At 36.7% G+C, this 21,493-nt stretch carries 18 protein-coding genes; 6 read left to right on the forward strand and 12 right to left on the reverse strand.

All coding sequences use genetic code 11. The features are described from left to right. Position 1: 1 nt before the first annotated feature. The 6 genes from ACFIMP_RS01585 to ACFIMP_RS01610 all read right to left on the reverse strand — a co-directional run bounded on the left by ACFIMP_RS01585 (position 2) and on the right by ACFIMP_RS01610 (position 8,451). Complete coding sequence (locus ACFIMP_RS01585; protein WP_375685922.1) at positions 2-3,001, reverse strand: 2-oxoglutarate dehydrogenase E1 component; 3,000 nt, start codon at positions 2,999-3,001, stop codon at positions 2-4. Between the two features lie 163 nt (positions 3,002-3,164). After that, positions 3,165-4,067, reverse strand: coding sequence for a succinate--CoA ligase subunit alpha (gene sucD / locus ACFIMP_RS01590; RefSeq protein WP_375628543.1), 903 nt, complete (start codon positions 4,065-4,067; stop codon positions 3,165-3,167). Positions 4,068-4,070: 3 nt separating this feature from the next. Further along, on the reverse strand, positions 4,071-5,267 hold the full coding sequence (sucC, locus tag ACFIMP_RS01595; RefSeq protein ID WP_375612755.1) for an ADP-forming succinate--CoA ligase subunit beta: 1,197 nt from the start codon (positions 5,265-5,267) through the stop codon (positions 4,071-4,073). Between the two features lie 88 nt (positions 5,268-5,355). After that, entirely contained in the window at positions 5,356-6,318 is a 963-nt protein-coding gene (gene mdh / locus ACFIMP_RS01600; RefSeq protein WP_375685923.1) for a malate dehydrogenase, read from the reverse strand. 289 nt (positions 6,319-6,607) lie between these two features. Then, positions 6,608-7,807, reverse strand: coding sequence for a cell division protein ZapE (gene zapE / locus ACFIMP_RS01605; protein ID WP_375685924.1), 1,200 nt, complete (start codon positions 7,805-7,807; stop codon positions 6,608-6,610). Positions 7,808-7,905: 98 nt separating this feature from the next. Further along, positions 7,906-8,451, reverse strand: coding sequence for an AprI/Inh family metalloprotease inhibitor (locus ACFIMP_RS01610; protein WP_375620904.1), 546 nt, complete (start codon positions 8,449-8,451; stop codon positions 7,906-7,908). A gap of 225 nt (positions 8,452-8,676) precedes the next feature. Between ACFIMP_RS01610 and dapF the strand changes: the two genes are divergently transcribed. The 6 genes from dapF to ACFIMP_RS01640 all read left to right on the forward strand — a co-directional run bounded on the left by dapF (position 8,677) and on the right by ACFIMP_RS01640 (position 14,062). After that, positions 8,677-9,528, forward strand: coding sequence for a diaminopimelate epimerase (gene dapF, locus ACFIMP_RS01615; protein WP_375628539.1), 852 nt, complete (start codon positions 8,677-8,679; stop codon positions 9,526-9,528). Beyond that, positions 9,528-10,811 (forward strand): tRNA (N(6)-L-threonylcarbamoyladenosine(37)-C(2))-methylthiotransferase MtaB, encoded by a 1,284-nt coding sequence (gene mtaB, locus ACFIMP_RS01620; protein WP_375612759.1) that lies wholly within the window; start codon positions 9,528-9,530, stop codon positions 10,809-10,811. Before dapF ends, mtaB begins: the two co-directional genes overlap by 1 nt. 14 nt (positions 10,812-10,825) lie before the next feature. Further along, complete coding sequence (gene ftsY, locus ACFIMP_RS01625; protein ID WP_375612760.1) at positions 10,826-12,079, forward strand: signal recognition particle-docking protein FtsY; 1,254 nt, start codon at positions 10,826-10,828, stop codon at positions 12,077-12,079. Next, a complete protein-coding gene (locus ACFIMP_RS01630; protein WP_375639861.1) occupies positions 12,076-12,762 on the forward strand; it encodes a septation protein A in 687 nt (228 codons plus the stop codon). The genes ftsY and ACFIMP_RS01630 overlap by 4 nt, the downstream gene beginning before the upstream one ends. Positions 12,763-12,824: 62 nt before the next feature. Beyond that, positions 12,825-13,586, forward strand: a complete 762-nt coding sequence (gene gloB / locus ACFIMP_RS01635) for a hydroxyacylglutathione hydrolase (RefSeq protein ID WP_375612762.1) — start codon at positions 12,825-12,827, stop codon at positions 13,584-13,586. Between the two features lie 2 nt (positions 13,587-13,588). Next, positions 13,589-14,062 (forward strand): hypothetical protein, encoded by a 474-nt coding sequence (locus ACFIMP_RS01640; RefSeq protein WP_375685925.1) that lies wholly within the window; start codon positions 13,589-13,591, stop codon positions 14,060-14,062. A gap of 23 nt (positions 14,063-14,085) precedes the next feature. Here the strand turns inward: ACFIMP_RS01640 and ACFIMP_RS01645 are convergent, their stop codons facing one another. From ACFIMP_RS01645 to rho, 6 genes are all read right to left on the reverse strand, one after another. Further along, on the reverse strand, positions 14,086-14,982 hold the full coding sequence (locus ACFIMP_RS01645; protein ID WP_375612765.1) for a ParB/RepB/Spo0J family partition protein: 897 nt from the start codon (positions 14,980-14,982) through the stop codon (positions 14,086-14,088). A gap of 41 nt (positions 14,983-15,023) precedes the next feature. After that, complete coding sequence (locus ACFIMP_RS01650) at positions 15,024-15,821, reverse strand: ParA family protein (protein ID WP_273790170.1); 798 nt, start codon at positions 15,819-15,821, stop codon at positions 15,024-15,026. A gap of 6 nt (positions 15,822-15,827) precedes the next feature. Next, positions 15,828-16,475, reverse strand: a complete 648-nt coding sequence (gene rsmG, locus ACFIMP_RS01655) for a 16S rRNA (guanine(527)-N(7))-methyltransferase RsmG (protein WP_375611339.1) — start codon at positions 16,473-16,475, stop codon at positions 15,828-15,830. After that, complete coding sequence (gene mnmG, locus ACFIMP_RS01660; protein ID WP_375685926.1) at positions 16,475-18,343, reverse strand: tRNA uridine-5-carboxymethylaminomethyl(34) synthesis enzyme MnmG; 1,869 nt, start codon at positions 18,341-18,343, stop codon at positions 16,475-16,477. The genes rsmG and mnmG overlap by 1 nt, the downstream gene beginning before the upstream one ends. A 106-nt stretch (positions 18,344-18,449) precedes the next feature. Then, entirely contained in the window at positions 18,450-19,757 is a 1,308-nt protein-coding gene (mnmE, locus tag ACFIMP_RS01665; protein ID WP_375685927.1) for a tRNA uridine-5-carboxymethylaminomethyl(34) synthesis GTPase MnmE, read from the reverse strand. A gap of 31 nt (positions 19,758-19,788) precedes the next feature. After that, positions 19,789-21,054, reverse strand: a complete 1,266-nt coding sequence (gene rho / locus ACFIMP_RS01670) for a transcription termination factor Rho (RefSeq protein WP_015857121.1) — start codon at positions 21,052-21,054, stop codon at positions 19,789-19,791. Positions 21,055-21,493: the final 439 nt, after the last annotated feature.

The following is a 21,493-nucleotide window of genomic DNA, read 5'->3' on the forward strand; positions in this document are numbered from 1 at the left end:
ATTAAGAACCTAACGCGTCTTTAAGAAACGCAGCCAGTTGTTCAAGGTGTTTCACCATTAACCCAGAGGCCGGTGACGCACTCGCAGGACGTCCTGCATAACGAGCACGTGAATATTGCGCATTAATATGCGTCAAAACCCATTCCAAATAAGGCTCAATAAATGACCAAGCCCCCATGTTTTTTGGTTCCTCTTGGCACCAAAAAACTTCCGCCTGCAAAAAGCGCGATAATACATTCACCAAAACTTTTGCAGGGAAAGGATAAAGCTGTTCAACACGAAGGAGGTAAACATCATCAATACCCCTTTTTTCACGTTCTTCATAAAGGTCGTAATAAACCTTACCAGTACAAAGAACGACACGGCGAATCTTATTATCTTTTTGCAACTTAATGACAGAATCTCTGAGACATTCTGCATCATCAAGCAACACACGACAAAAACTTGTTTCTGGCCCCATTTCATTGAGAAAAGAAACAGCTCTCTTATGACGTAAAAGTGATTTCGGTGTCATCAAAATCAATGGCTTCCGGAAATCACGCTTAATTTGTCGACGCAAAATATGAAAATAATTTGCAGGGGTTGTACAATTAGCAACCTGCATATTATCTTCCGCACAAAGTTGAAGAAACCGTTCTAAACGTGCAGAAGAATGCTCCGGCCCTTGCCCTTCAAAACCATGAGGCAATAAACACACAAGACCAGACATACGAAGCCACTTACGCTCTGCGGATGAAATAAATTGATCAAAAATGACCTGTGCACCATTAGAGAAATCACCAAATTGTGCTTCCCAAAGTGTTAATCCTCGTGGTTCAGCAAGAGAATATCCATATTCAAAACCAAGAACAGCTTCTTCAGAAAGCATAGAATTAACAACGTCATAAAGCGCTTGCCCCTTTTGTAAATGATTCAAAGGAATATAACGCGCCTCATTTTCTTGGTCATAAAGAACTGAATGACGTTGTGAAAAAGTTCCCCGTTCAACATCTTCACCGGAAAGACGAACCGGTGCACCTTCCAAACAAAGTGAACCAAAAGCTAAAGCTTCAGCGGTTGCCCAGTCAACACCCTCACCGGTTTCAAAAATTTTAGCACGATTATTTAAAAAACGTTGAATGGTTTTGTGAACGTGAAAATTCGCCGGAATTTCAACAATTTTCTGACCAATTTCCTTTAAAGTTTTTACTTCAACACCGGTTGCTCTAGAATGCTGCTCATCAGAACTACTAAAAGCTTTGAGTCCCGTCCAGCTTCCATCAAGCCAATCAGCCTTATTAGGCTTATAAGAAGCACTCGCTTCAAGTTCACCTTCAAGCTTATCGCGCCATAATTTTTTTTGTTGCTCAATCTCTTCTGAAGAAATCATTCCTTCTGCTACCAATTGGTCACCATAAAGTTGAAGTGTTGTTTTATGATTACGAATTGCTTTATACATAAGCGGCTGCGTAAAGGAAGGTTCATCACCTTCATTATGCCCATAACGGCGATAACAAAACATATCAATAACCACTGGTTTATGGAAAATTTGGCGAAACTCTGTTGCTATTTTGGCAACAAAAACAACCGCCTCAGGATCATCACCATTCACATGGAAAATTGGTGCATCAATCATTTTTGCGACATCTGATGGATAAGGCGAAGAACGTGAAAAACGTGGAGATGTTGTAAAACCAATCTGGTTATTGATAATAACATGAAGTGAGCCTGCAACACGATAACCTTTAAGACCTGAAAGACCAAAAGTTTCTTGGATAACGCCTTGTCCTGCAAAAGCGGCATCACCATGAATAAGCAATGGCATCACTTTTGAACGCTCACTTAATGGGAGTAAATCAGTATGCGCAGGTCCCATAAGTTGATCTTGTTTAGCACGTGCTTTTCCCATGACAACCGGATCAACAATCTCAAGATGAGATGGATTGGCTAACAGCGATAAATGAACTTTTTTACCATCAAAGTCCAGATCAGCGGTAGTTCCCAAATGATATTTGACATCACCGGATCCCTCCACATCATCAGGCTTGTAAGATCCCCCTTTGAATTCATGAAAAATAGCCCTATGCGGTTTGGCAAGAACTTGTGAAAGAACATTTAAACGACCACGATGTGCCATTCCTAAAATAACTTCCCTAACCCCCAAAGCACTACCACATTTGATAATCTGTTCAAGAGCGGGAATCAGCGCCTCACCACCATCGAGTCCAAAACGCTTTGTACCTTTATATTTAGTGTCTAAAAACTGTTCGAATCCCTCTGCCTGAATAAGCTTATTCAGAATAGCTTTCTTGTCTTGTTGTGTGAAAGAATTTTTTTTATCTCGCCCTTCAATGCGTTCTTGAAGCCATACTTTTTGAACCGGATCAGAAACATGCATATATTCCACACCGATTGTTGAACAATAGGTACGATTGAGAATCTCAAGCATTTGCGGAATAGTTGCATATTCCAACCCTAAAACATTATCAATAAAAATGGGACGCTCGTAATCAGCTGGAGTAAAACCATAAGCTTCTGGAGAAAGTTCCTTATAATCTTCTTGTTTTTCGGCCAATTGAAGAGGGTCAAGTTGCGCATGAAGATGTCCCCGTTCTCGAAACGCACGAATCATCATAATTGCATGAACGGAATCACGTGTTGCACGAATAATATCTTGTTCACTGGAAGTTTTTCCCTTTTGTGCAGCACCTGTTATTGCTTTTTCCTTTAATTTATCGCCAAAATATTTTTCAAGAGAAGACCAATCACCATCAAGAGCAGAAATCAATTCACCCTCTGCTTTTAATGGCCAATGATCACGCTGCCATGTTGCTCCTTCAGCATTTTTAAGAACATCTTCTCTATTATCATGAAGTCCTTCAAAAAAAGCACGCCACTGTGAATCAACACTGGTAGGATCTTTTTCATATTGAGCATAAAGTTGATCTATATAATCCGCATTCCCACCATAAAGAAATGATGTCTGTGCAAAAAGGCTATTTATTTCGTCCTGCCTTGCCATATACTTCTCCGGAACATTTATTCCGTCTCCTTATATCTCTTTTTGACCTTTAAATGCTTACAAACAAGCAGTGATTCGAACATTCAAAAAAGTTTTACCTTTTTATACTCAAGCTTTTTCACCTGAATCTAAGAACCTTTTCTTATTCAGGTGAAACTTTCTTTTAGCCTTTCAAAACTGACATCAAAGTCTTACCTATCTGTGATGGCGAAGAAGATACACGAATCCCTGCTGATTCCATTGCCGCAATTTTATCTTCTGCTCCACCTTTACCACCAGAAATAACAGCACCAGCATGTCCCATTGTACGTCCTGGAGGAGCCGTACGGCCAGCAATAAAGCCAACAACTGGCTTTTTACGACCTTTTCTTGCTTCATCTTGCAAAAACTGTGCTGCTTCTTCTTCAGCAGAACCACCAATCTCACCAATCATAACAATAGACTCGGTTTCATCATCCGCTAAAAACATTTCCAACACATCAATAAATTCAGTGCCCTTAACAGGATCGCCACCAATCCCTATAGCAGTTGTTTGTCCGAGACCTTCCTGACTCGTTTGAAAAACGGCTTCATAAGTTAAAGTTCCCGACCTCGAGACAACCCCAACAGAACCTTTTCTAAAAATAGAACCAGGCATAATACCAATTTTACATTCATTTGGTGTAAGAATACCGGGACAATTAGGACCAATAAGACGAGACTTTGAGTTTTCTAATCGCGCCTTCACTTTAACCATATCCATAACGGGAATACCTTCCGTAATACAGATAATTAAACGAACTTCAGCTTCTATAGCCTCTATAATAGCTGCAGCAGCCCCTGCAGGAGGAACATAAATAACGGAAGCATCTGCACCTGTTTTTTCTTTTGCTTCTGCAACATTAGCGAAAATAGGAAGAGTTTCGCCTTCTGAACCTTCCCATGTTTCTCCACCCTTTTTAGGATTAACGCCACCAACCATTTGCGTACCATGATAAGCAAGCGCCTGTTCTGTATGAAACGTTCCTGTTTTTCCTGTAAGCCCTTGAACTAGAACTTTTGTCTCTTTATTCACAAGAATTGACATAGCTTAAGCTCCCTTCACGGCTGCAACAATTTTTTGGGCAGCATCATCTAAATCATCAGCAGGAATAACATTCAAACCACTCTCATTGATAATTGCTTTACCTTGCTCAACATTAGTACCTTCAAGACGAACAACCAAGGGAACCTTTAAACCAACCTCACGAACAGCAGCAACCACACCTTCAGCAATGACATCACAACGCATAATACCACCAAAAATGTTAACCAAAATGCCCTTAACATTTGGATCGGCCGTAATAATTTTAAAAGCAGCTGTCACCTTTTCTTTTGATGCTCCACCACCAACATCCAAAAAATTCGCTGGCTCTGCTCCATAAAGCTTAATGATATCCATTGTTGCCATAGCAAGCCCAGCACCATTAACCATGCAACCAATCGTACCCTCAAGAGCAACATAAGCAAGATCATGCTTTGATGCTTCTATTTCCTTTGGATCTTCTTCTGAAAGATCGCGCAATTCTAAAATATCTGGATGACGAAACAGAGCATTATTATCAAAAGAAACTTTCGCATCAAGAACACGCAAGTGACCATCTTTCATCACAATAAGCGGATTGATTTCTAAAAGGCTCATATCTTTTTCACAAAATGCCTTATAGAGAATCGGAAAAAGCTTTTCACCATCTTCTCGCGCACTACTTTGTAGTTTCAACGCATCACAAAGTCTTGCACAATCAGCAGAAGTAACACCCTCTACAGCATCAATGGGAAGCGTGAATATTTTTTCTGGTGTCTCTTCAGCAACCGTTTCAATATCCATTCCACCTTCTGTTGAAACAACAAAAGCAATTCGACCAACGCTACGATCAACCAAAAGTGAAAGATAAAGCTCCCGTTCAATATCGGCACCATCTTCAATATAAAGGCGGTTGACCTGCTTACCCTCTGGACCAGTTTGTTTGGTTACCAAAGTTTTTCCAAGCATTTCTTGAACATTTGCAACAACTTCTTCAACAGATTGTGCAAGCCGAACACCACCCTTTGCATCAGGACCAAGTTCTTTAAACTTACCCTTACCACGACCACCAGCGTGTATCTGACTTTTAACCACATAGAGAGGTCCGGGCAATTTTTCCGCCCATTTTTCAGCTTGCTCTACAGAATAAACAGCGACACCATTTGCAATTGGTGCTCCATATTCATGAAGCAGACGTTTGGCCTGATACTCATGGATATTCATGCATTTGTCCTTTTCTTTTATGGATCTTATTAATCCTAAAGTTTTAACATTCTAAATACTTATTTTAATGAATTAAATCTTGTTCAATTTACTTGAGACTAGGTACAAGAGCAATACAAGCTTCACAAAGCTTTTTAACCGCATTTACTGAATGATCAAAAGCACCTCTTTCTTCTTTATCAAGATCAATTTCAATGACTCGTTCAACACCACCTGCACCAAGTACAACAGGAACACCAACGTAAGTATCATTAACCCCATATTCTCCTGAAAGATAAGCTGCAACAGGCACAACACGCTTAGTGTCCTTTAGATAAGCCTCAGCCATAGAAACAGCAGAAGCTGCTGGTGCATAATAAGCAGAACCTGTTTTTAACAAACCAATAATTTCTGCACCACCATCGCGGGTACGCTGGATAATTTGATCAATTCTTTCCTGTGTTGTCCAGCCCATCTTTACAAGATCAGGCAAAGAAATACCACCAACCGTTGAATAACGCACGAGAGGAACCATTGTATCACCGTGGCCCCCTAAAACAAACGCTGTCACATCTTTAATAGAGACCTTAAATTCCTCAGATAAGAAATGACGAAAACGCGCTGAATCAAGAACACCAGCCATACCAACCACTTTATGTGTAGGGAGACCTGAAAATTTCTGCAATGCCCACACCATCGCATCAAGGGGATTGGTAATACAAATAACAAACGCTGAAGAAGCGTATTTTTTAATTCCAGCTCCAACTTGTTCCATAACCTTTAAATTAATGCCCAAAAGTTCATCACGACTCATACCAGGTTTTCGCGCAACGCCTGCTGTTACAATAACAACATCAGCACCTTCAATTGCTTCATAAGCATTAGCACCTTTTAGACTGATATCAAAACCATCAACGGGAGAAGATTCGGCTATATCTAGAGCCTTACCTTGTGGCACACCTTCTGTAATATCAAATAAGACCACATCAGCAAGCTCTTTAAGCCCAATAATATGTGCTAAAGTACCACCAATCATACCTGAACCAATGAGAGCTATTTTTTTCCGTGCCATTTTATTTTTTCCTAACTTTTAGATAATTCAGCGCACACCCAATCAACGTCCGTATACTGAATATTTTTGACTTCAACCATATTCAAACAATATCATAAAAAGGAGTAAAGAAATGAAATTTACAAATTTATCTCCTTACAGAAACAACAACCCTCCGCTGAAACAACTATTAGAAAATTATCACGATGTATCGATAAAGTGAATTTTAAAAAAATACAACAGAATTATTATATTTCTTTAATTTCAAAAAGTTATTGTTTTGACAGTTTACGTAAAGGTAAAAGTATAATCAATGCTTCTTCTTCAAAAGAAAATGTTCTTCCCAAAGTTTTAAATAATCGTAGCTTTGCATTTCGAAAAGACGTGATTGTGTTCTTTGAAATTCAAATGTTTCCGTAATCTGCGCATGCCCTTTATACAAAGCCCCTATCCCTGCCGCAGCCGACATAAACAACCGTATGTGGCGCTCATAAAGAATATCAATAAGCAAAATAAACCGTTTTGTTTCATTGCGACATGTATCATCCATGACCGGTACATTATCAATAAAAATCGTATGATAACGCTCCCCTAATAACAAATATTCAGCCGCGGCCAAAGGCTTTTCACATAAATCCCCATAATCAAAACGAGCACATCCTGCACCAAAGCGCGGAATAGGAATAATGCGCCCTTTTATAGAAAGCTCATCAGATGTCTCCTTATGTCCTTGCAATACAAGTGTCCATGCTTGATCCATATATTCATTTGCTTGAACCCCCAACGGCGATACATACATCTGTTGTAGATTTGATTTTTCGAGGCGATAATCTGTTTTTGCATCAAGATTAACAACACGAACATATGCTTTCAAAACTTGAATAAAAGGCAAAAAGAGCTCACGATTTAAACCGTTACAATAAAGGTTATCCGGCGCCACATTTGAAGTCGCAATAAAGAAAATTCCTTTATCAAACAGAGCAGAAATAAGCCGCCCCAATACCATAGCATCAGCAATATCCGTTACACTAAACTCATCAAAACAAAGTACTTTTGCTTCTCGTGCAAGATCCTCAGCAACAGCTAAAATAGGATTATCTTGTTTAAATTTTGCACACCCAGATGCTTGACGATAAAAATTAATACGCTCATGCACATCAGCCATAAAATCATTAAAATGGGCACGCTTTTTATGACCTTTAGGCAAACAAGAAAAGAACAAATCCATCAGCATGGTTTTGCCCCGTCCTACTTCACCATAAATATACAGTCCCTGAAAAAAACCTGTTTCATCTCCTTGTTTTACAACACAAGAAATATTTTGTTTTTTCCTTTTAAATATTCTGTTAAAGAAAGAGCAAAATATCCAAGGCAAAGGATGAGAGATATTTTGTTCCGCAATTTTTTTTAATAAATGATCAAAATATTCTGTTATAGCTAATTGAGCGGGATCAAAACAAACCTCTCCTTTAGCGACAAGCTTCTTATAACGTGTTGAAACGAGAATCATCCAAAAAACCTTTTTCAAACCGATCTCAATGAAAAATACAAATACTTTTCAAGAATCTGTCCGTCTAGTTTAGTTTGTCATAAACGATCAAAAATGATTTAACGACTTAAAATAACGGGATGATCATCAAGTGTACGTCCCTCAAAACGATCAACATTTGAAGAATAAAGAACGAGGATAACACGTCCAGAGTTATTATAAAAATATAATCTTTTTCCTTTAACAGCCCACGATCTCACTTGGGAAGCAATTCCTGGACAGTGTAAAGGACCAGCACGGTACCCTTGTCCAAACTTTGTTTGTGGAGTTGCAATCCGGCAAACTTTTCCTCCCATAGAAAGATTCCACACCCCAGCAACACTTGCAGGAAATAAATCAGTAGCATTACTTGGCAATTCGAGACTAGCCATTCGTCCATCGCTCTGAGAATCTCCTTTTTCATACATCGGAGCGTTTGCATCTTCAGATATCGACGAAGAAGTAGACGACAGATCAGACGCTTCTAATATTGTCATTTGTTGAGATGGATAAAAAACTTCTAATGCGTTACCATCGTCATTACCATCAAACCGTGTTGTTGAACATCCCCCTAAAAACATTACAGTTGATAGTGCAACGAAAAACGAAACTTTTGAAAACGCCATGTCTGTACTCTCTCCCACGACAATAAATAAGTTCACAAAAAAATTAAGCGAATATTTGTTATAGTTACAAAGATAAATTAACAAATTAAAAAAAACAGGTTAAAATCACTTATTTTAAAAGAAATAATTTATGTGCCCAATTTTATATTTATTAAACACTAGAAATTTATAATATTTTCAGTCATATATCTTTTTATAAGTAATCATTAGAAATAGAGAAGTTTCATGAAAACGCCATTTAGCAAAATGGACGGTCTTGGAAATCAAATTATTGTTGTTGATATGCGTGAAAGCACATACGCTCTTACACCACAAGCAATCCTTGCTTTGTCGGCAGATCCTGAAATGCATTTTGATCAAATCATGGCTATCCACACACCAACCCAGAAAAAAACCGACTTCCGCATAGAAATATGGAATGCCGACGGATCAATGGCTAAAGCTTGTGGCAATGGTACCCGCTGTGTCATCGCATGGCTTAAAGATCACAATTTTGGTGAAAAATTTCATTTAGAAACTCCCGCTGGAATTATTGAAGGAAAATACCAAACCGATAATCTCATTTCTGTTGATATGGGATGCCCAAATTTCAATGCAAAAGAGATGCCTGTTTCACGTGAAATAGTTGATACCAATCACGTAGAAATTATCGCTGGTCCCCTAAAAGACGCTTGTCTCATATCCATTGGCAATCTCCATGCTATCTTTTTTGTTGAAAATGATATTCAACATATTCCATTAGAAAAATATGGGCCAAAACTTGAACATGATCCCCTGTTTCCCGAACGGTGCAATATTTCCATTGCTTGCATAACGTCAAAGAAAAGTCTAAATTTACGTACATGGGAGCGAGGGGCAGGATTAACACAAGCATGTGGGAGTGCTGCTTGTGCAAGTGCAGTGGCTGCTTATCGTCGTGGACTTACAGAGCGCCATGTTGATGTAAATTTACCAAAGGGAAAACTTAATATTTTTTACCGAGAAGACGATCATATTATCATGACAGGACCAATTAAATATCACTTTAGTGGTTTTTTAAGCCCTTTAACAGGGTGTTACAAAAAGGATCACTCCTGATGGCAATAGAAATTGTAACTTTTGGTTGTCGACTTAATAGCTACGAATCGGAAATCATTCGCAAAGAAAGTACTTCTTCAGGGCTAGATCAACTTAAAGATGGTGCTATTATCTTTAATACCTGTGCTGTCACTGCCGAAGCCGTACGACAAGCAAAACAAGCTATCCGCAAAGCAAGACGTGAAAATCCTCATGCGCGTATCATTGTAACAGGGTGTGCAGCCCAAACAGAAGCACAAAATTTTGCCTCAATGACAGAAGTAGATCTTGTTTTAGGAAACGAAGATAAACTTCACGCTCATTCTTATCGTCAACTTCCTGATTTTGGTATTAATCATTCTGAAAAGGTGCATATCAATGACATTATGGAAGTACAAAAAATTGCTCCACATATGGTCAGTGCAATGCAAGAGCGCACCCGCGCTTTTGTACAGGTACAAAACGGATGCGATCACCGCTGTACATTTTGCATTATTCCTTATGGACGAGGACCATCTCGTTCAGTTCCCATGGGTGCTGTCATAGAACAAATTAAAAAGCTGATAGGTGGGGGTATCCAAGAAGTGGTCCTTACAGGTGTTGACCTTACAAGTTATGGCCACGATCTTCCTGGAAAAGCTACTCTAGGAAAATTAACTTCAGCTATTTTGCATCATGTCCCTGACTTAGCCCGATTACGCCTCTCATCTATTGACTCTATTGAAGCAGACGAAGAACTCATAAATCTTTTAGCTTATGAAACAAGAATCATGCCCCATTTGCATTTATCTTTGCAAGCAGGTGATAATATGATTTTAAAACGGATGAAACGGCGTCATCTGCGCGAACATGCCATTCAATTTTGCCAAGAATTGCGTGCCAAACGTTCTACAATGGTTTATGGTGCCGACTTAATTGCTGGTTTTCCTACAGAAACAGAAGAGATGTTTCAAAATAGTCTTGCCTTAATCAAAGATTGTAATTTAACCCATCTCCATGTCTTCCCCTTTAGTCCAAGAGAAGGAACACCTGCCGCACGTATGCCACAAATCAACCGTAAAATAGTTAAGCTGCGTGCTGAAAAATTGCGTAAAGCAGGTGATATGGCTTACCAAAAGCATCTTGCTCATTTACAAAACAGTCTACAAACAATTCTCGTTGAAAAAGATGAAATCGGACGAACAGAAGATTATACTCTTGTACAAGTTAAAGGTGCAAAAGCAGGAACAATTGTTCAAGCCCTTATCGTTGATCATGATGGCGATAAATTGATTGCTGTCCCTCCAAAATTAAACGCTGCTTGAGCAGGAGAATTCTTATGACTAAATCTTTTATAAAAAAAATATTCTCTTTTAACAAATCTCAAGAGCAAGAAATTGAACAACAGATTTCTATTCCTGATAAAAGCGATATAATAGAAGAAAATAAAGACAAAAATGAAAAGACAAAAAATAATCAAATCTCTATAAACACAGAAAAAGAAGAACAAACAAAAAATCCAGAGTCAATACTTACAAAATATGATGAAAAATCTCCATTTCTAGAATCCCATTCTGATAAAATTCCCTTTTCTGGTAAAATTATTGTCACAGACAACATCCGTGAAAAAAAGAATGAAGAAATTTTATCTGAACCTTCTGTTGAACAAAAAAAGACAGCGTGGTTTGGGCGCCTTAAAAAAGGCCTATCCCTTTCTTCACAACGCCTAAGCGGATCAATTGGCGATCTCTTTGTTAAAAGAAAACTTGATGAAGATACACTGCAAGAGCTCGAAGATATTCTTATCCAAGCTGACATAGGTGTAGAGACAGCAACACGCATCACAAATACTTTAGCTTCCAGTCGTTACGGAAAAAACCTCTCCCCAAATGATATTCATACTATTGTAGCTGATGAGGTCAAAAAAGTTCTGGAACCTGTTGCAATACCATTAGAACTTGATCTCAGCCATAAACCTCATGTTATTTTGCTGGTAGGTGTAAATGGCACTGGAAAAACGACAACTATTGGAAAACTTTCAGCCAAATTAACAGAAGGGGGATTAAAAGTTATGCTGGCAGCAGGTGATACTTTCCGAGCCGCTGCTATTGAGCAACTACACATTTGGGGTGAACGTACCAATTCTCCTGTTATTTCGACAAAATTGGGTGCAGATGCCGCCAGCTTAGCATTTGATGCTTATGAAAAAGCAAAAAAAACAAACAGTGATGTATTAATTATTGATACAGCAGGGCGTTTACAAAATAAATCTGAATTAATGGATGAGTTGGCAAAAATTATTCGTGTTTTAAAAAAACACACCCCTCAAGCACCCCACACAATCCTTCAAACTCTTGATGCAACAACCGGACAAAATGCACTCAACCAAGTGGACATTTTCCGTGATATTGCTGGTGTTAATGGTTTAGTTATGACAAAGCTAGATGGGACTGCACGAGGAGGAATTCTTGTCGCTATCGCAGCAAAATATAAATTACCCGTTTATTTTATCGGTATAGGAGAAGATATTGAAGACCTTCAACCCTTTTCTGCTTCTGACTTTGCCGAAACTATTGCAGGAAAACACGCATGAAACAGCCTTTATCTAATCTTAATTTACACAATAATTCTGAAAAAAAGATGAATAACAATAAAAAAAATTCTCTCTCACCAACACTTAAATTTCTTTTGGAAATGGGTCCATTGGTTGCCTTCTTTTTTGCCAATTATAAGGGAGAATGGCTGATAAAAAACATTGGATTTTTTCAAAATTTTAGTAAGCCTATTTTCCCTGCAACAGCTATTTTTATGGTGGCTATTATTATTTCCCTAAGCTTATCATGGATCCTTGCAAGACAAATTCCTATTATGCCTCTTATTTCAGGAATATTTGTTTTAGTTTTTGGCTTTCTAACTCTCTGGCTTCATAATGAAACTTTCATAAAAATGAAACCAACAATCATTAATAGCTTATTTGCTTTTATACTTTTTGGAGGGATGTTTTTTAAAAAACCACTTTTACGTTATGCTCTTGATTCTACCTTAAAACTTGATGATTTAGGTTGGCAAAAACTTACCTATCGTTGGGCGTTTTTTTTCATTTTTCTTGCCATTTTGAATGAAATAATTTGGCGTAATTTTAGCGATAATTTCTGGACAAGTTTCAAAGTATTTGGCGTCATGCCTATAACAGTCCTTTTCATGCTTACCCAAATGCCTATAATTATAAAACATTCAAAAGGACTTTTTACAGAAGAGGACAAATCTGATTCTTAAAAAAATCATCACTACCGATTATTTTATAGATTCATCGCCAAACACTGTTCGGGAGAAAAAATATGTTGATTGAACAGTTTATTTGTCGAGAAGACAATTTCGGTGTACTCCTTCATGATGAAAAAAGTGGTATGACAGCTGCAATAGATGCTCCTGAAAGCAAAGCGATTCACAATGCCTTAAAGCGCCACAATTGGACACTTAACACTATTTTTGTAACTCATCATCATCACGACCATGTAGAAGCCCTATCAGAATTAAAACAAGTTTACAACGCTACGGTTATCGGACCAGAAGCAGAAAAAGAAAAGATCAATCATCTTGATAAAACACTTCAACCTGATGAAAGTTTTTCTTTTGGCTCACACCTTCTTTTAGCTCTTTCAACACCTGGTCATACTCTAGGCGCATTATCTTACTATTTTCCTGAAAAGAATTTACTCTTTGCTGGAGATACACTTTTTTCATTGGGCTGTGGACGTCTTTTCGAAGGAAAACCAGCACAAATGCTGAATTCTTTAAAAAAACTTCGTAAACTTCCTGATGAAACACTTCTCTATTGTGGACACGAATATACAAAAAATAACGCTCTTTTCGCACTAACAATTGACCCACATAATAAAAAACTCCACCAAAGAATAGAGGAAGTTTTTTTGCTACGTGCAAAAAACGCTATGACTTTACCAGTAACCTTAGGGCAAGAAAAAGCCACCAATCCCTTTCTCCGCTGGGATGATAGTGTATTGCGAAAGAACCTTGTAATGGAAGAAAAAACAGATGAAGAAGTTTTTGCTGAAGTTCGAAGAAGAAAGGACAATTTTTAACCATGCGTAAGTTCGTATTACGTTTGTTCCTGCTTTTTCTTTTCGTGATACATATTCAACAAACAATGGCAGAGGAAAAGGAAACAGATAATTCTTCTCTTATAGCACCTCTCATTGCAAATTATCCCTTAACGGAAGATTTTCTTTTAAAGCTGGAAAAAATTGAAAAAGAATGTAAAAACTTACTTCCAGAAACAAAAAATAATCTTATAACTTATGATTCTAGTATCCACTCTAGTATTGAAAACTACACTACCTATATTTCTAGTAAACCAAAACTTGTGAATATTTTAAAAGAAAATAATATAACACCGAAAGATTTTGTTGTTGCTCACCTAGCACTTCAAGCGACATTGTATGTACTTACTGATGAAGAAAATTCTACTTATGAAAAAAACTCTTTACCTGCAAGAAATATAGAATTTGCTAAAGAGCATATGTATAGAATAATAAAAATTTTAAAAGATAACTGTTAAAAAAATCTTTTTAGAACAATTGATTAACTTTGTAAACGCCGACAAATTTCATCTAATTGTTCTAATGAAGAGTAATGTATTTTTAAATCTCCACCTTTTTTACCATGTCGAATAATAACTTTCATTCCTATCACATCTGCAAGTAATTTTTCTAAAGATTTTGTTTCAGCATCTTTCTCCGTATTGGTACGCTTTTTAGTTTTAGGATTAGCTTGCTCATATGCAAGTATTTCTGTTTGACGTACTGAAAGCCCTTCACGAATAATTTTCTCAGCTAAATTTTGTGGATCATCAACGGTTATAAGACAACGTGCATGACCTGCAGAAAGTTGTCCATCAGTTAAGAATTGTTGTACTTTTTCTGGAAGTTTTAACAAACGAAGCGTATTTGCAACATGACTACGACTTTTTCCTATAACTTGCGCTAAATCTACTTGCGTATAATCATGTTCATTTAGAAGCATCTCATATCCCTTTGCTTCTTCGATAGGATTAAGATCTGCACGTTGAACATTTTCAATAATTGCCAATTCCAAAGCCGTTTTATCGTCCACATCACGAATAATAACGGGTAATTGACTTAAATTTGCACGTTGTGCTGCACGCCAGCGCCGTTCACCCGCAATCAATTCAAACCGATGAGGATGATCTCTTAAAGGCCTCACAATAACCGGTTGAACCACACCGTGTTGACGAATTGATTGTGTCAAATTATCAAGCTCTGTTTCAGTAAAATGACGCCGAGGATTGTGAGGATTACATGAAATAGATTCAATAGAAATAAATCGCTCAGAAAGACTACCGGATTCATTTAATTTATCAAAGCTTGATGAACGTGCAATATTGTTGTTTAAATTGATATCTCCAATCAATGCCGCTAATCCACGTCCTAGTCTTTTTTTTGATAGATCATCGTTCATAATTTTGCTCTTTGAGTTTTCTTACAAAAAATTTTACATTTTTAAGCAGCAGCACGTGCTTGTTTTTCACGTTGAATCATTTCTGATGCTAGACGCAAATAAGCTTGGCTCCCAGCACATTTAAGATCATAAAGCAATACAGGTTTGCCAAAAGAAGGCGCTTCTGATACTCTTACATTTCGTGGAATAACAGTACGATAAACTTTATCTCCCATAAAAGAACGTACATCTTCAACAACTTGATTTGAAAGGTTATTACGTCCATCATACATTGTTAGAACAATACCTTGGATCTCTAAAGATGGATTAAGTACGGATCGCACTTGTTTTACTGTTTCAAGTAATTGACTTAAACCTTCAAGTGCTAAAAATTCACACTGCATAGGCACTAAAACAGAATCCGCAGCCCCCATAGCATTAAGTGTTAAAAGATTAAGGGAGGGAGGACAATCAATTAAAATATAATTGAATTTTTTTTCCATTTCCGGATCATCATAGAGAGCTTTACGTAAGCGTTGTATGCGATCTTTTGATGAAGAAATTTCCATTTCCACACCTAAGAGATCAAGTGTAGAGGGAACTATATAAAGATTGGGTACGGCTGTTTTTAAAGCCGCCTGTGTAATTGAAACGCCCGAAACCAAAACATCATAAGAAGATAAAGGACGGCTATTACGATCAATCCCTAAACCTGTACTAGCATTACCTTGTGGATCAACATCCATAATAAGGACATTTTCACCAATAGCCGCTAAAGCTGTAGCAAGATTAATTGCTGTGGTTGTTTTTCCGACTCCACCCTTTTGGTTTGCAATAGCGATAATTCGTGTTTCGCTCATTTTGCTCTACCCTCTATATGATCGAATATGAGAAATTTCCAAAATAACAGAATTTTCATCAACTTTACTTTTATGTTTTAACAGATCAAAGTGCCAATTGGCAGAGGCATTTTTTATTTCTGTAGCGTAATCCCGACCTTTTTGCAAAAGAGCTATTGTTTTTTCTGTTAATAAAGGAAAAATGAGTTGTAAAAGAGTATCAAGCGGCGCTAATCCCCGTGCCGTTATAATATCAGATATGGGAATTTTTTGATATATATCTTCAATTCTCGCGTGATAAACCGTTGCTGGAAGATTAAGTTGAGCAATAACTGTTCGCAAAAAAGCAACTTTTTTCCCATTACTTTCAACAAGATTAATATGTCCTGCTTTTTTTTCTTTCAAAAAGATAGCAATCACAATTGCAGGAAAACCTCCTCCTGATCCTAAATCACACCAATGTAAAGAATGAGCATACAAAGGAAAAATTTGTGCTGAATCTAGAATATGTCGTGTCCATAGATCTGGTATAGTTGTAGCAGATATCAAATTAATATGTGCATTCCACTGAAGTATTAAAGACTCAAACTGAATTAAATTTTCCATCGTTTCACGTGAAACAGAAGGAACAATATTTAATAATTGTTGATATTTTTTTTCTGTAGAAAAATTCATTAAGCTGTTTTAGCCTTTTCACGTCGTTGACGTTGAATATGTGTAATAATAAGCGATAACGCGGCGGGTGTCATGCCATCAATTTTTTGTGCATCAGCAATTGAACGCGGCGACACTTCTTGAATTTTTGATTTAAGTTCATTTGAAAGACCTGAAATTGCCTGAACATCGAGAGAAGAAGGAATTTCTAAACGCTCATCTCTCTGAAGAGAGGCAATATCTTGTGCTTGTTTATCTAAATAAACCGCATATTGTGCTTCAATTTCTAAAGATTCTGCTGTTTTAGAATCAATTGTTTTTAATTGTGGCCAAAAATCTGAAAGACGCTCTAAGGTCATATGAGGATAAGCAAGAAAATCATAAGCCGAACGCCGAATTCCATCATGATTAACATGTAATCCATGAGCAGAAGCTTCATTGGGTGTTAAAAAAAGATTTTGACATATTGATCGTGCTTGATCAAGCCGTTGTTGTTTTTTCTGATAACATTCCCAACGTATTTTACTCACAATACCCCATTTTTGTGCCAAAGGTGTTAAACGCGTATCAGCATTATCAGATCGTAAAGATAAACGAAATTCAGCACGTGATGTAAACATCCTATAAGGTTCACAAACACCACGTGAAACCAAATCATCAATCATAACACCAATATAAGCAGTAGAACGACTTATAAGTATTTCATCTAATTTACCTACTTTACGTGCAGCATTTAATCCAGCTAAAAGTCCTTGTGCTGCTGCTTCTTCATATCCTGTTGTACCATTAATTTGGCCTGCTAAGAACAAACCCGGTAAAGAACGTAATTCTAAGTTTCTCGTTAATTGTTGTGGATTAACAAAATCATATTCAATAGCATAACCAGGTTGCAAAACTATAGCATTTTCCAATCCTTCAATGGTCTTCAATAGAGAAATTTGTACATCTTCAGGAAGAGAAGTAGAAAGACCATTTGGATAAACAGTATCATCATTTAATCCTTCTGGTTCCAGAAAGATCTGATGTCCATCACGTTCTCCAAATTTAACAATTTTATCTTCAACAGAAGGACAATAACGTGGTCCTAACCCTTCAATATTTCCAGAATATAAAGCAGAGCGATAAATATTCTCGCGAATAATTTGATGTGTTTTCTCATTTGTACGTGTTATTGCACATTCAATTTGTGGTTGTTCAATTTTCTCTGTTAAAAGAGAAAAGGGTATGGGATTTTCATCTGCTTGTTGTTTTTGGAGAGCTTCCCAAGCAATTGTTTTTTTACTCAAACGAGCAGGGGTTCCTGTTTTTAATCGTCCAAGTTTTATATGATATTTTTTCAAATGTTCAGCAAGTTTTACACTTGACTGATCTCCCATACGACCAGCAGCCCATGTTTTATTACCAATATGAATAAAGCCATTTAAAAACGTACCTGTTGTTAAAACAACAGCACCAGAAAAAATTGTTCCTTGTTTTTTTAAAATAACACCTGATACACAATTATCTTTAACAACCAGATCAATAACTTCATCCTCAATAAGAGTAAGATTTTCTTGTTCTTTTAATAATTTTTGAATTGCTTTTTTATAAAGTTGTCTATCTGCCTGTGTCCGTGGTCCTCTTACTGCCGGTCCTTTACGTCTATTAAGTAGTCTAAACTGAATTCCAGCAGCATCCGCTGCTCTTCCCATAAGACCATCTAACGCATCTATTTCACGAACTAGATGCCCTTTTCCAAGTCCACCAATAGCAGGATTACACGACATTGTTCCCAGTGCTGATATTTTATGTGTAACAATCGCTGTTTTGGCTCCTACACGTGCTGAAGCTGAAGCCGCTTCACAGCCAGCATGACCACCACCAACAATAATAACATCATATGATTGCATTTAATTAATTCCGTAGAAAATATTCTAAGGTTTCACGTGAAACAAGATATAAATTACATAATCTTTAGAATCTGTCTATGAAATAATCAATGTTTCACGTGAATCATTATTTACCAACACAAAATTCTGAAAAAATAATATCAAGCAAATCTTCAACATCAATATCCCCTGTAATTTTCCCAAGAAAATCACTTGCACAACGGAGATGTTCTGCACGTAAACTGAGATCAAGAGAATGATAATTAAGAGAAAATTCAATCTCTTTAACAGCCTCCTTTAATAATTGAAGTTGCCTTTTACGTGCTGGAACAATATTTCCAATTTCAGAAGCACGATGATGACAAAATAATTCAAGTTCTTTTATAAAATAATCAAAATTTAAACCAGTTAATGCGGAAAATTGTATAGACCAACGCTGATCATTTTTTTCATAAAGATCAAGCTTATTGCCAACACACCATATTTCAGCCGATGTTTCTGGTAAATCAACTTGCTTAGGATTTCCTATATCATAAACCAAAATAACCAAATCAGCTTCCCTAACATGCTGTTTAGCAATTTCTATTCCCATCTGTTCTATTTTATTTTCTGTTTTTCTAAAACCAGCAGTATCGGTTAAAAAAATAGGTAAACCACCAAGAATAATTCTCATTTCTAAAGCATCACGGGTTGTTCCTGCTTCTTCCGTTACAATAGCAACAGATCTTCCTGAAAGACGATTCATAATGCTTGATTTTCCAGAATTTGGAGCACCAGCAATAACAATTTTTAATCCATCACGTAAAATACTCGCACGTTCTCCTTCAGTAATATATTCCCGAATAGAAGTACAAAGATCCTGAACATCTTTCCAAACTTTATCAGATATTGCGTTGGGAATATCTGCTTCATCAACAAAATCAAGTTCTGCCTCAATAAAAGCACGCGCCTTCATAAGCTTATGACGCCAATCACGATAAAGCGTCGTTAAATGTCCACTTGTACCCATAACAGCTAAACGCCGTTGGCTTTCCGTTTCTGCTTCTATTAAATCAGAAAGACCTTCTGCTTGAACAAGATCTAATTTTCCTTCCATAAAAGCACGACGTGAAAATTCACCTGCTTCTGCAATACGGCATCCAGAAAATGTCGACAATTCATCGAGAAAACGATTAACGACTGCTTTTCCTCCATGTAAATGGAATTCTGCACAATCTTCCCCCGTAAAACTATGAGGAGCAGGAAAAAAAACAGTTAAACCAGAATCTAAAAAACTACCATCACGAGCAGTAAGATTTCCATAATGCATAAAACGTGCTTTAGGTAAACGACCACAAAGCGTTTTAACTATATCCACAACATGAGGACCAGAAAGCCGAATGACTGCAACCCCTGAAGGTAACAATCCACTCGAAACAGCAAAGATTGTATCCACAGGTTTTATCCTAATAAAAACTTTAATGACTCTACGTATTCATTGAATCAAAAAATTCACTATTATTTTTTGTTTGCTTTAATTTATCAATCAAAAATTCAATTGCATCTGTTACATTCATAGATGCTAAAATACGACGAAGAACAAAAATTTTGTGTAAATCTTGTCGTTCTACCAGAAGTTCTTCCTTACGCGTTCCTGACTTTAAAATATCCATAGCAGGGAAAATACGTTTATCAGCAACTTTTCGATCAAGAACAATTTCCGAATTACCTGTTCCTTTAAATTCTTCAAAAATAACCTCATCCATACGACTTCCTGTATCAATCAAAGCCGTTGCAATAATGGTTAAAGATCCGCCTTCTTCAATATTACGTGCTGCACCAAAAAAACGCTTTGGACGCTGGAGGGCATTTGCATCCACACCACCTGTTAAAACTTTACCTGAAGAAGGAACAACTGTATTATATGCACGCCCAAGACGTGTAATAGAATCGAGAAGAATAACAACATCACGCCCATATTCAACGAGACGTTTGGCTTTTTCAATGACCATTTCTGCCACTTGTACGTGACGTATTGCAGGTTCATCAAAAGTAGAAGAAACCACTTCTCCTTTTACTGAACGCTGCATATCAGTAACTTCTTCTGGTCGTTCATCAATTAAAAGAACAATGAGATAACATTCAGGATGATTAGTGGTAATAGAATGAGCAATATTTTGAAGTAAAACTGTTTTTCCCGTCCGAGGAGGAGCTACAATTAACCCTCTTTGTCCTTTTCCCAATGGAGATATCAAATCAATCACGCGTGATGACATATCTTTCTCTGTAGGATCTTGTATTTCCATTTGGAAACGTTCATTTGAATAAAGAGGAGTAAGATTATCAAAGTGGATTTTATAACGAATCTTTTCAGGTTTTTCGAAATTAATTGTATTAATTTTAAGGAGAGCAAAATAACGTTCTCCCTCTTTTGGACTGCGTATGGGACCTTCAATTGTATCGCCTGTTTTTAAAGAAAACGACTGTATTTGTGCAGGTGAAAGATAAATATCATCAGGACCAGGAAGATAATTAGCATCAGCAGATCTCAAAAATCCAAATCCGTCTTGTAAAACTTCAACAACACCTTCTCCTATAATTTCAACGTCTTGTAGAGCAAGTTTTTTCAAGATAGCAAACATTAATTCTTGTTTGCGCATAAGGGAGGCATTTTCAACTTCTAATGTTTCAGCAAAAGAAACAAGCTCAACGGGATTTTTGCTTTTAAGTTCTTGTAGTTTCATTTTTTGCATGAAATATGCTCTTTGTAATTAAGGAGAAGATTGTTCTAAATAATTTATGGAAATTTATGAGTGAAATATTATTAAGAAAAAATATCCTACACTCAATTTTTTTAATCTGCAAGTACCATTTATATGAAATTTGTTCCTGTAATATTAAGTAATTATATGAAAAACTTGAAAAAATATAAAATCCAAATAGTATTTAATTATTTTAATAACAAAAATGTGAGTTAGGATTATAGCATTAATGAAATGCTATTCAAAAGTATTTTTTACAGAAATTTATATTAATAAATTTATATTAAAGAAAGGATTATTCTTATTTATAACTGTGTTTAGTGTGGATTATTATTTATCCTCAATTTTATCCACAAAAGGAACTGAAAAAAGAATAAAAATATCACTATCTTAAAGATATTATCCCCTCTTTTTTTATAAGAGGGATTAA

Origin of the sequence: Bartonella sp. AP65SXKL (assembly GCF_042195725.1) — a bacterium.
GTDB lineage: Bacteria > Pseudomonadota > Alphaproteobacteria > Rhizobiales > Rhizobiaceae > Bartonella.

Excerpts from the sequence above, each read along its gene's own strand:
- rsmG (WP_375611339.1), bottom strand. The coding sequence starts at position 16,475 with ATGAATTTTTCTACAGAAAAAAAATATCAACAATTATTAAATATTGTT.
- ACFIMP_RS01645 (WP_375612765.1), bottom strand. The coding sequence starts at position 14,982 with ATGAACGATGATCTATCAAAAAAAAGACTAGGACGTGGATTAGCGGCA.
- gloB (WP_375612762.1), top strand. The coding sequence starts at position 12,825 with ATGTTGATTGAACAGTTTATTTGTCGAGAAGACAATTTCGGTGTACTC.
- mdh (WP_375685923.1), bottom strand. The coding sequence starts at position 6,318 with ATGGCACGGAAAAAAATAGCTCTCATTGGTTCAGGTATGATTGGTGGT.
- dapF (WP_375628539.1), top strand. The coding sequence starts at position 8,677 with ATGAAAACGCCATTTAGCAAAATGGACGGTCTTGGAAATCAAATTATT.
- zapE (WP_375685924.1), bottom strand. The coding sequence starts at position 7,807 with ATGATTCTCGTTTCAACACGTTATAAGAAGCTTGTCGCTAAAGGAGAG.
- ACFIMP_RS01610 (WP_375620904.1), bottom strand. The coding sequence starts at position 8,451 with ATGGCGTTTTCAAAAGTTTCGTTTTTCGTTGCACTATCAACTGTAATG.
- sucD (WP_375628543.1), bottom strand. The coding sequence starts at position 4,067 with ATGTCAATTCTTGTGAATAAAGAGACAAAAGTTCTAGTTCAAGGGCTT.
- ACFIMP_RS01585 (WP_375685922.1), bottom strand. The coding sequence starts at position 3,001 with ATGGCAAGGCAGGACGAAATAAATAGCCTTTTTGCACAGACATCATTT.
- mnmG (WP_375685926.1), bottom strand. The coding sequence starts at position 18,343 with ATGCAATCATATGATGTTATTATTGTTGGTGGTGGTCATGCTGGCTGT.
- ACFIMP_RS01640 (WP_375685925.1), top strand. The coding sequence starts at position 13,589 with ATGCGTAAGTTCGTATTACGTTTGTTCCTGCTTTTTCTTTTCGTGATA.
- sucC (WP_375612755.1), bottom strand. The coding sequence starts at position 5,267 with ATGAATATCCATGAGTATCAGGCCAAACGTCTGCTTCATGAATATGGA.
- ACFIMP_RS01650 (WP_273790170.1), bottom strand. The coding sequence starts at position 15,821 with ATGAGCGAAACACGAATTATCGCTATTGCAAACCAAAAGGGTGGAGTC.
- rho (WP_015857121.1), bottom strand. The coding sequence starts at position 21,054 with ATGCAAAAAATGAAACTACAAGAACTTAAAAGCAAAAATCCCGTTGAG.
- ACFIMP_RS01630 (WP_375639861.1), top strand. The coding sequence starts at position 12,076 with ATGAAACAGCCTTTATCTAATCTTAATTTACACAATAATTCTGAAAAA.
- mtaB (WP_375612759.1), top strand. The coding sequence starts at position 9,528 with ATGGCAATAGAAATTGTAACTTTTGGTTGTCGACTTAATAGCTACGAA.
- ftsY (WP_375612760.1), top strand. The coding sequence starts at position 10,826 with ATGACTAAATCTTTTATAAAAAAAATATTCTCTTTTAACAAATCTCAA.